The 10,220-nt window shown below is 69.3% G+C and carries 8 protein-coding genes; 4 read left to right on the top strand and 4 right to left on the bottom strand.

Annotated features, from left to right (window positions below; genetic code table 11):
• Positions 1 to 153: 153 nt before the first annotated feature.
• The 4 genes from ACFYZ8_RS44730 to ACFYZ8_RS44715 all read left to right on the top strand — a co-directional run bounded on the left by ACFYZ8_RS44730 (position 154) and on the right by ACFYZ8_RS44715 (position 5,095).
• Positions 154 to 969, top strand: a complete 816-nt coding sequence (locus tag ACFYZ8_RS44730) for an oxidoreductase (protein WP_388542535.1) — start codon at positions 154 to 156, stop codon at positions 967 to 969.
• A gap of 108 nt (positions 970 to 1,077) precedes the next feature.
• A complete protein-coding gene (locus tag ACFYZ8_RS44725) occupies positions 1,078 to 1,920 on the top strand; it encodes an alpha/beta fold hydrolase (protein WP_359040581.1) in 843 nt (280 codons plus the stop codon).
• Positions 1,921 to 1,949: 29 nt separating this feature from the next.
• Positions 1,950 to 3,626, top strand: a complete 1,677-nt coding sequence (locus tag ACFYZ8_RS44720; RefSeq protein ID WP_388542537.1) for an FAD-dependent oxidoreductase — start codon at positions 1,950 to 1,952, stop codon at positions 3,624 to 3,626.
• Positions 3,623 to 5,095, top strand: a complete 1,473-nt coding sequence (locus ACFYZ8_RS44715) for an ATP-binding protein (RefSeq protein WP_388542539.1) — start codon at positions 3,623 to 3,625, stop codon at positions 5,093 to 5,095. Before ACFYZ8_RS44720 ends, ACFYZ8_RS44715 begins: the two co-directional genes overlap by 4 nt.
• Positions 5,096 to 5,618: 523 nt before the next feature.
• Here the strand turns inward: ACFYZ8_RS44715 and ACFYZ8_RS44710 are convergent.
• The 4 genes from ACFYZ8_RS44710 to ACFYZ8_RS44695 form a co-directional block, all read right to left on the bottom strand.
• On the bottom strand, positions 5,619 to 6,413 hold the full coding sequence (locus ACFYZ8_RS44710) for a maleylpyruvate isomerase family mycothiol-dependent enzyme (protein ID WP_388542541.1): 795 nt from the start codon (positions 6,411 to 6,413) through the stop codon (positions 5,619 to 5,621).
• Between the two features lie 58 nt (positions 6,414 to 6,471).
• Entirely contained in the window at positions 6,472 to 6,819 is a 348-nt protein-coding gene (locus ACFYZ8_RS44705) for a hypothetical protein (RefSeq protein WP_388542543.1), read from the bottom strand.
• Positions 6,820 to 7,001: 182 nt separating this feature from the next.
• Positions 7,002 to 8,159, bottom strand: coding sequence for an L-dopachrome tautomerase-related protein (locus ACFYZ8_RS44700; RefSeq protein ID WP_388542545.1), 1,158 nt, complete (start codon positions 8,157 to 8,159; stop codon positions 7,002 to 7,004).
• Positions 8,160 to 8,391: 232 nt separating this feature from the next.
• The gene (locus ACFYZ8_RS44695; protein ID WP_359040585.1) at positions 8,392 to 9,891 is read right to left on the bottom strand and encodes an MFS transporter; all 1,500 of its coding nucleotides are present in this window, start codon (positions 9,889 to 9,891) and stop codon (positions 8,392 to 8,394) included.
• Positions 9,892 to 10,220: the final 329 nt, after the last annotated feature.

Here is a 10,220-nt window from a genome sequence, read left to right as displayed (position 1 = left end):
GTCGGGGTCGAAGCTTCGTGGTCTGGCCATGCATCGAAGGTAAAGCCGACCCACCCTTCTTGACAACCCAGTACAGAACCATCTAGGTTCCTTACTGTTCAGTCCATAACCGTCCTGAGCTCACCGAACAGGCTCGCGACCGAAGGAACCACCATGCAGACAACTTCCCCAGTGGCCCTCGTGACGGGTGCCTCCTCCGGGATCGGACGGGCGGCGGCGCTCGCCCTCGTGGGCGCCGGCTTCGCGGTGGTCGGCACGAGCCGCAACGCGGCGAAAGCGAAGCCGATCGCCGGGGTGACGTTCCTCGATCTCGACGTGGCCAGCGACGACTCGGTCCGCGCCCTGGTCGGGGAGGTGATCGATCGCTTCGGCCGGATCGACGTCCTGGTCAACAACGCGGGCGTGGGCGCGGTCGGCGCCGGCGAGGAGAGCTCGATCGACCAGGCCAAGGAGGTCTTCGACATCAACGTCTTCGGCCTGATGCGGATGACCAACGCGGTGCTGCCCCACATGCGCGCCCAGCGCAGTGGCCGCGTGGTCAACGTCGCCTCGGTACTCGGTCTGATCCCAGCCCCCTTCATGGCCGTCTACGCCGCCACCAAGCACGCGGTCGAGGGCTACTCCGAGTCCGTCGACCACGAGCTCCGCGAGCACGGCGTGCGGATGCTGCTGGTCGAGCCGGCCTACACCAACACGAGTTTCGAGGCGAGCAGCATGGCACCCGACTCGCCCCTGCCGGTCTACGCCGCCCAGCGGGAGGTCTCCCGGGACGTGCTGGCCACGGCCGTGCGCAACGCCGACCACCCGGACGTCGTCGCGAAGGTGATCGTCGCGGCCGCCACCGATTCCAAGCCCAAGCTCCGGTACACCGCCGGCCCGATGGCCAGGCGCGTCAGCCTCCTGCGCCGGATCGTGCCCTCGCGCGCCTTCGACAGCCAGATCCGCAAGCTCAACCGACTGGCCGGCTGACCCCGCACTACACCCGGCGCCCGAAAAGACGCACATGTCCAAAGCCAGAGACACTGAAGCCGGCATCAGCCTCTCTCGTCCCACCGCTCCTGGAAACGGCTGACACCCATGGAATTCGAACACGTCACCTTCGACCTGCCGCACGGCACCTTTCACGCGCTGCAGGGTGGTGACCCCGATGGTCAGCCGACGGTCGTCCTGCACGGCTTCCCGGACCACCCGCCGACCGCGAAGCCCTTCCTCGCCGAGCTCGCCCGCCAGGGACGTCACGTCATCGCACCCTGGCTTCGCGGTTACGCGCCGTCCCCGACCGCGGGACCGTTCGACTTCGCCTCCCTCACCGGCGACGTGCTCGCGCTGATCGACCGCTGGTCTCCCGGGCGGCCCGTGGAGTTGGTCGGCCACGACTGGGGCTCCCTGATCACCTACGATGCCGTCGTCACCGCCCCGGAGCGGATCGAACGCGCGGTCACGCTCGCAGTCCCCCACCCCGTCACGTTTCTGAGCCGGCCGCGTCTCGCTCAGCTGCGCCGGATCTGGTACATGGGGCTCTTCCAACTGCCGGGAAGCGGCTGGATGGTCGGCGCCCGCGATCTCGCCTTCATCGACCGCCTCTGGCGTCAGTGGTCGCCCGGCCTCTCGCTCGATCCAGCTCTCCGGGCGGAGCTGCACGAGCACCTGCGGGCGAGCATGCCCGCGCCTCTGAAGTACTACCGGGCGATGCTGCGACCCAGCATGATTGGGGCGACGCGCCGCCTGTCTCAGCCGATCGAGGTGCCCCTGTTGCAGCTTTACGGTGCCGACGACGGCTGCTTCCTCCCCCCGAAGGTCGACGACGGTCATCGGTTCGCTGCCCCGCACGCGATGGAGGTCGTCCCCGACGTCGGTCACTTCCTGCACATCGAGGCCCCCGAGGCGATCGCGGAACGGATCGCGGCATGGGCCAAGTAACGGATCACATCACTCGGGGTGGAGGACATATGGAACAGGCCGCCGAATCGGCGCGGACCGTCATCATGACCGTGGACGACGATCCCGGGGTGTCCCGGGCCGTCGCCCGTGACCTGCGGCGGCGCTACGGCGGGTCGTACCGGATCGTGCGCGCGGAGTCCGGTGAGTCCGCGCTGGAGGCGCTGCGGGAGCTGAAGCTGCGCGGTGATCTGGTCGCGGTGATCCTGGCCGACTACCGGATGCCGCAGATGAACGGCATCGAGTTCCTCGAACAGGCCCTGGACATCCATCCGGGTGCCCGGCGCGTGCTGCTGACCGCGTACGCGGACACGAACGCGGCGATCGACGCGATCAACGTCGTCGACCTCGACCACTACCTCCTCAAGCCGTGGGACCCGCCGGAGGAGAAGCTCTACCCGGTCCTGGACGACCTGCTGGAGACGTGGCGGCGCAGCGACTTCCGGCCGGTGCCCGCCACCAAGGTCGTCGGTCACCGGTGGTCGGCGCGCTCCTCGGACGTGCGGGAGTTCCTGGCCCGCAACCAGGTGCCGTACCGCTGGTACTCCACCGAGGAGCCCGAGGGCCGGCGGCTGCTGGCCGCGGCGGGCGAGGACGGGCAGCGGCTGCCGGTGGTGATCTCGGCGGACGGTACGGCGCTCGTCGAGCCGGAGGTGCCCGAACTGGCCGCGCACGTGGGGCTGGCGACGACACCCACGGCCGACTTCTACGACCTGGTCGTCATCGGCGGCGGGCCTGCCGGGCTCGGTGCGGCCGTGTACGGGGCCTCGGAGGGCCTGCGGACGGTGCTCGTGGAGCGGTCGGCGACCGGCGGGCAGGCCGGGCAGAGCTCCCGGATCGAGAACTACCTGGGCTTCCCGGACGGTGTCTCGGGCGCCCAGCTCACCGACCGGGCGCGACGCCAGGCCACGAAGTTCGGCGCCGAGATCCTCTCCGCGCGTGAGGTGACCGGTCTGGAGGCGAGCGGCGCGGCGCGGCTCGTACGGTTCGCGGACGGGTCGACGATCGCGGCGCACAGCGTGATCCTGGCGACCGGTGTGTCCTACCGGCAGCTTCAGGCGCCGGGTGCCGACGAGTTGTCGGGCCGCGGGGTGTTCTACGGGTCCGCGCTCACCGAGGCGGCCGCCTGCCAGGGCCACGACGTGTACATCGTCGGCGGCGCCAACTCGGCCGGGCAGGCGGCGATGTACCTGTCCCGGGGCGCCAAGTCGGTCACCCTGCTGGTGCGCGGAGCGGACCTCACCGCGTCGATGTCGCACTACCTGATCCAGCAGATCGCCCAGTCGCCGAACATCTTCGTACGGGCCCACACGGTCGTCGAGGCCGCGCACGGCGAAAGCCAGCTGGAACAGCTGACGTTGCGCGACACGACGAGCGGGCAGACCGAACGGGTCGACGCACAGTGGCTGTTCGTGTTCATCGGCGCGGCCCCACTGACCGACTGGCTGGACGGCACGGTGTCGCGGGACGAGCACGGGTTCATCCTGGCCGGGCCCGATCTGACCGCCGACGGGCGGCCTCCGACGGGCTGGGAGCTGGACCGGCCGCCGTACCACCTGGAGACCAACATCCCCGGCGTGTTCGTCGCCGGGGACGCGCGCGCGGAGTCCGCCAAGCGGGTCGCGTCCGCCGTCGGAGAGGGAGCCATGGCCGTGATGCTCGTCCACCGGTACCTGGAGCAGTCGTGAGCGGGCAGCCGATGCCGTGCAGCGCGGCGGAGATCAGCTCACTGTTCCTCTTCGAGAAGCTCAGCGACGAGCAGCTCGACAGGCTGTGCGGCGAGGGACGGGTCGAACTGTTCGACCCCGGACCGGTGTTCACCGAAGGTGACCCGGCGACCTGCTTCTACGTGATGATCGAGGGCACGCTCGTCATGTCGCGCCGGGTGGGCGGCGACGACATCGAGGTCAGCCGCACGTCCCAGCCAGGGGTGTACGCGGGGGCCGTGATGGCGTACTTCGGGGACGGGAAACCGCAGCGGTACATGAACTCGCTGCGGGTGTCGGAGCCGACGCGGTTCTTCGTCCTTCCCGCCGAGTCGTTCGCGAACTTCATGCACGAGTGGTTTCCGATGGCGGTCCATCTCCTGGAGGGGCTCACTCTCGGTTCGCAGACCTTTCAGCGGGCCGTCGGGCAGCGCGAACGGCTGCTGGCGCTGGGCTCGTTGTCCGCGGGTCTCACCCACGAGCTCAACAACCCGGCCGCGGCCGCCGCACGGGCCACCTCGGCGCTCAGGGACCGGGTCGCGCACATGCGCAACAAACTCGGCGTCATCGCCTCGGGCCCCTACCACCGCGACGCCCTGAAGGCCCTGGTCGACCTCCAGGAGCGTACGGCCGAGCGGGTCTCCAAGGCGCCGGCACTGAGCCCGCTCGAAGCGTCCGACCGGGAGGACGAACTCGCCGACTGGCTGGACGACCACGGCGTCCCGAACGGCTGGCAGATCGCGCCGACCTTCGTGCAGGGCGGTCTCGACGTCGACTGGCTGGAGCAGGTCGCGGCGGCCGTCGGCGAGCAGGACATCCTGCCCAGTGCCATCGAGTGCCTCAACTACACGGTCGAGGCCGAGCTGTTGATGTCCGAGATCGAGGACTCCACCACCCGGATCTCGCACCTCGTCGACGCGGCCAAGCAGTACTCGCAGCTGGACCGCGCCCCCCACCAGGTCACCGATGTCCACGAACTCCTCGACAGCACGCTGCTGATGCTGTCGGGCAAGATCGGTCCCCAGGTCAAGGTCGTGAAGGAGTACGACCGTTCGGTGCCGAGGATTCCCGCCTACCCCGCCGAACTGAAACAGGTGTGGACCAACCTGATCGACAACGCGGTGCAGGCCATCAACAGCGCGGGCGGCGAAGGGACGTTGACCGTCCGCACCGCTGTGGTGCACGACCGGCTGCTGGTGGAGTTCCGCGACACGGGCCCGGGAGTGCCGGCCGAGATCCGCGGCCGGATCTTCGACCCGTTCTTCACCACCAAACCGGTGGGCGAGGGCACCGGGCTGGGGCTCGACATCTCCTGGCGGATCGTCGTCAACAAGCACCACGGCGACCTGAAAGTCGAGTCCGTACCCGGCGACACCCGCTTCCAGGTGCTGCTCCCCCTCACCGCCACCGACCCCGACCCCGTCCCTGACCCGGCCCTGGAGCCCTCATGACCAAGGACACCGGAATCGACCCCGGGGCCGGGACGACGAGCTGACCCGTCTCTCCGGTGTGCTGGGACGGCCCCGCGTCCGCGAGACCCGTGCCGTGCTCATCGCGGGGGACGCCGGGGTGTGCGCGGCGGGCCTGGACATTCCCGACGACGTCGGCATGAAACCCACGCACTACGCCGTCCACGTCGGCCCGGGTACACGGTCACCGCGAAGGACACGGTGTTCCACGTCAGCGATCACGCCTCCTACAGGGACCCCGCACGAGGACGACGCTTGCGAGCTCCTGGCGACCCTCCTCGAAGACGTGAGCGCCCCGTGGTGACGACAGCCCTGTACGAGATCGAGACCAGCGAAGCCGACTGCCGCCATTTGGGTTGCTGGTCGAGGGGCGGGCATGGGTTCCTCGGGTCGCGGAAGGGCAGGGACAGTGCTGCGGTCAGGTGGCCGGCCGGGGCAGGGCTGAGAGGCGGGTGAATGCGCGCGGGCCAGGGCGTGTTTCCGTGCCCGTTGCTCGCCGCCGGGCTCAGAACCCGGGGAAGACCCTGCGCAGGTCGTCGAGGGTGACGGTGTCGCCGGTGAGGGTCACGGAGGGCGGGGTGTGGGCGGGGGCGTGCCGGCCGGTGACGAGTCGCAGCCACCACTCGGCGGGGGCCGTCAGCACGGCGTCGGCGTTCTCGGGTTCGCCGGTGAGCGCGACCGTCTCGCCGACCGAGAGACCGAAGGTGCGCTCGGGTGCGGTGGTGTGCACCGCGACGGCGACGGGGCGGTTCTCCAGGGCGTCCGCCTTGCCGAGGAAGCCCAGCATCATGCCGGCCTGGTCGAGGAGCGGCCCGGTCGCGGCGGACGCCAGGGTCGTCGACGGGTCGAAGGCCACCTCGACGTCCCACGAGTGGTGGGCGAACTCACTGAGCCGGAGCCCCGCCGCGGTCGCGACGTCCACCGGCGCGGGCAGGAAGCCGAGGTCGATCCTGAGGCCGCTGCGGGCCCCCGCGTCGAGGCCCTCGTAGCGTTCGACCAGCGCCTGGTTGGCGGTGACGAAGCCTCCGGCGCGCTCGGCCGGGGTCATCGCGTCCCAGCGGGCCCACACCGACTTGTTGAAGTCGCCGTCGGGGGCACCCGTACCGTCCGTCGCGCCCTCCAGGGCGGCCAGGCCTATTTCGGCGCCGCTGCCCAGATGGCTGAGCACCTGGGAGACGTCCCACTCCGACGCGCCGGACGGGCGGGTGAGATCGGCGGCGGTGAGTCCGTGCACCACGGCGGCGAGGTGGTCGTGCCCGCTGCGCAGGGCGTCGATGATCCGGTCTGCGGCTTCGGTCATGTTCGTGTCTCCAATGAAGGTGATCTGATTCGGTGTTGTCGTCACACGGCTGTCGGTGTCACAGGGCGGTCTGGAACGAGCGCTCGGAGAAGCCGATCGTGTACCCCTCGACGGTGGTCCGCACCGACCGGTCGGGGTACGCGGCGGCGCTCAGGGTGAGGAACAGCGGGATGTAGCGGTCGACGGTCGGATGGGCGTACGGCACACCGGGCGCCCTCGTCCGGAACGCGGCGAGTTCGTCCACAGCGCCGCGCGCGAGGGCATCGGCGGCCCCGGCGTCGAAGTCGGCTGACCAGCCCGGGACTTGGCCTTCGAACATCGTACGGGTGATGAACGGCAGCCCGTGCGTGACAAAGCCGGAGCCGTTCACCAGCACACCCTCCTCGGCCAGCGGGTACATGGTCATTCAGCGGCACCCAGGCCCCGTGGTCGAGCCCTGGGCCGGCGAGCGCGGTCGCGTCGGGGGTGTTGTACCGCATCGTGCAGGAGCGCGGGTGGAAGCTCCCGAAGGCATGGACGAGCGGGGTGTGCGTGGCCGGTCCGGACAGGGACAGCGACCAGGCAGTCACGCGACGCGGGCCGGAGAGGTCACACGAGCCTGACCGGTCCGGCGTCGATCGGCAGGCGGACCAGGAGATAGGGCTTGCGGCGCAGATCCTCGCCCTCGTGGAAGAGCGACATCCGGTTGAGCTGGTTGGCGGTGGCGTACAGGTGCCGGTCCGAGGCGACGGACAGGGTGTCGACCCAGATGAGGTCGGTGCCCTGGGCGAGGGTGCGGCAGGTGCCGTCCGGATTCCTGCGCCAGATGGAGTTGTGTTCCAGGTCGCCGCCGTAGAGCCGTCCCTTGTCGTCGCTCTCCAGGCCGTCGGCCATCGGCTTGAACCCGTGGTCCTCGACCGTCGCCGCCACCTCGGCGTCGGTGGCGTCGGGGTCGGCGAGGGCGTCGGTGGCCACGCTGTGCAGTCGGCGGCTGGACAGGGGGGAGTAGTAGAGGCGCTTGCCGTCGGCGCTGAGGGCGATGCCGTCGGAGCCGGTCTCGTAGTAGGTGGGTTCGCCGTCCGCTGGGCGGATCATGAGGGGGTCGCCCTCGATGACGGGAAGGAACTGCTCGTCGGGGAGCACTGAGGGCCGCCCGGCCAGTCGCCGCCAGGAACGGCCCGTGGCGAGGTCGACCACGATGATGCCGTTGGAGCCGCCCGAGTCGGTGATGAACGCCATGCCCTCGGCGCCGCGCCGCAGGTCGAAGCGCACGTCGTTGGGGTAGCTGTTCGACGGCACCACCTCGGGCGGGAAGAGGATCTTCCGTACGATCCGGTCGGTGCCCAGGTCGACCGCAACGAGCTTCGGGCCGCCGTAGGAGGACCCGGCGAACAGCGGGTTTCCGGTGTCGAGGATCCACAGCCGGTCGGCCCCATCGACGACGACGCTCTGCACCGACTGGAAGTGCCCGGCCAGGTCGGAGGCGTCCTCGCGGTTCACCTCGGCGTCGGGGTACGCCACCGGCTTCCCTTGCCGCAGTTCGGCGACGGTGAACGGGACGTCGTCGCCCCAGCGGGGGAAGTTGACGAAGACACGGCCCTGGCGTGAGACGGTGACACCTGTGGGCATCGAGCCCCAGAAGCGGGCGACGACCGTGTACTGACCGGCGGTTGGGCCGGCGGTTGAACTGGTGGCGTGGGCGGGCCCGGCGAGTTGGGTGGCGGCCAGCGATGCGGTGGTCGCGCCGAGGAATGTACGTCGTTTCATGCGAGTGCCTCCTGCTGGGTCTGGTTGCACCATGGACTGCGCCGTGGACAGCAGTTCTCCGGTGCGCGGGTGGCGGGTGGTGAGGTTCATCGCGGAGAAGGCCCTGTCATGGATTCGCGGGGCGGGACGGTCGCGGTGGAACCCTGGAGATGCCCTGCTTTCCTGTGCTGGTTCGTGACCTGAGAACAACGGTCATCGCAGGTGGCAGGGCATCTGTGGGGTGGATCCAGGCTCAGTGGGCCATCACGGGCTCGCCCTCGGACGGCGCCAGAGCCCGATTCGGGATCAGGAACGCGGCGATCACCGCACCGACCACGAAGAACCCGGAGCCCCATGCCAGGGTGGCCGTGTAGCCCTCGACCCCGGCCTGCGCCGCGGCCAGTGCGCCGGGCTTGTGCGAAGTGAGGTAGTCGGTCGCGGCTGACGAGGCAATGGTGGTCAGTAGCGCCGTGCTGATGGAGCCTCCGATTTGCTGACCGGTGTTGATCAACGCCGAGGCGACACCCGCGTCCTCGTGGTGAATGCCTGAGGTCGCTCCCTGGATCGAGGTGCTCATCACGGCACCGATGCCGAGACCCAGCAGGATCAGGCCGGGCATGATGTGGGCGGCGTAGGTGCTGTCCAGCTCGAGGCGGGTCAGCAAGGCCATACCGGCCGCGGCGACCAGGAAGCCGGCGCTGACGACGATCTTCGGGCCGACCCTGGGCAGCACCAGCGAAGGCATCGTGGTCGACGACGCGACGACGCCCGCCACCATCGGCAGGAACGCCAGACCGGTCTTGATCGGCGAGTAGCCGAGGCTGGCCGCGAAGTAGTAGGTCAGGAACAGGAAGATCGAGAACATCCCCATGCCCAGGACGAACACCGCGGCGAACGAACCACCGCGGGTCCGGTCCAGCACGAGGCGCAGCGGCAGCAGCGGATGCGCGACCCTGGACTCCAGCCAGACGAACAACGCGAGCAGCACCGCACCGACGATCATGGAGCCGAGGGCGACCGGGTCGGTCCAGCTGGTGGACTCGACGTGCGCGAACCCGTAGACGATGGCGAACAGCGCGGCGCTCACCACGACGATGCCCGGAATGTCGAGTTTGGGCTTCTTGTTGATCACGGGCTTGGCCAGCAGCAGCATGGCACCGATCAGAGCGGGGACCGCGAAGGCGACGTTCACGTACATCACCCAGCGCCACGACGCCCATTCGGTGAGCATGCCGCCGACCAGCAGCCCGACCGCACCGCCCGCACCACCCAGCGCACTGAAGATACCGAAGGCCTTCGCCCTCTCGGACGGTTCGGTGAAGGTCACACTGAGCAGTGAGAGGGCCGCGGGGGCGAGCACCGCGGCGAAGAGGCCCTGGGCCACACGTGCCGCGACGAGGATCTCGAAGCTGCCGGCCGAGCCGCCGACGACGGACGCGGCCCCGAAACCTGCCAGGCCGATCACGAAGAGGGTACGTCGGCCCAACAGGTCACCGAGCCGACCACCGAGCAGCAGCAGGCTGCCGAACGCCAGCGCGTACCCCGTGATGACCCACTGCCGGCTGCCGTCGCTGAAGCCGAGGTCGTGCTGTGCTTCGGGCAGCGCGATGTTCACGACGGTGGCATCGAGCATGACCATGAGCTGTGCCACGCCAATGACGACCAGCACCCACCAGCGCACGGCATGTGAGCCGCGAAGGCCCGAGTCTCTTTTTCCGGAGGCGGGCGCCCCGCGGTCGATGCTGGTACTCATTTTTTTCCTTGCTTGCTCGGCATGACGGAAAGCCGTCTGGAATCTGATCGGTTTCCTCACCGACGAAGGTGAAGATCATCGTGTGGCCGCTTCGGGGCTTCCCTCGGCCATCCTCTGGAGGCTGTGTCGGTGTCCGCGGTGGCCGGCATCCTGTTGATGTCGGCGCCGGCCAGTCATCGCGCCAGGCGTGCACGCACCCTGTTCGGTGAGCTCAGGACGGTTATGGACTGAACGGTAAGGAACCTAGATGGTTCTGTACTGGGTTGTCAAGAAGGGTGGGTCGGCTTTACCTTCGATGCATGGCCAGACCACGAAGCTTCGACCCCGAC

Source organism: Streptomyces sp. NPDC001668, from assembly GCF_042893155.1.
Classification (GTDB): domain Bacteria; phylum Actinomycetota; class Actinomycetes; order Streptomycetales; family Streptomycetaceae; genus Streptomyces.
This window is presented reverse-complemented; position numbering and strand designations above follow the sequence as displayed.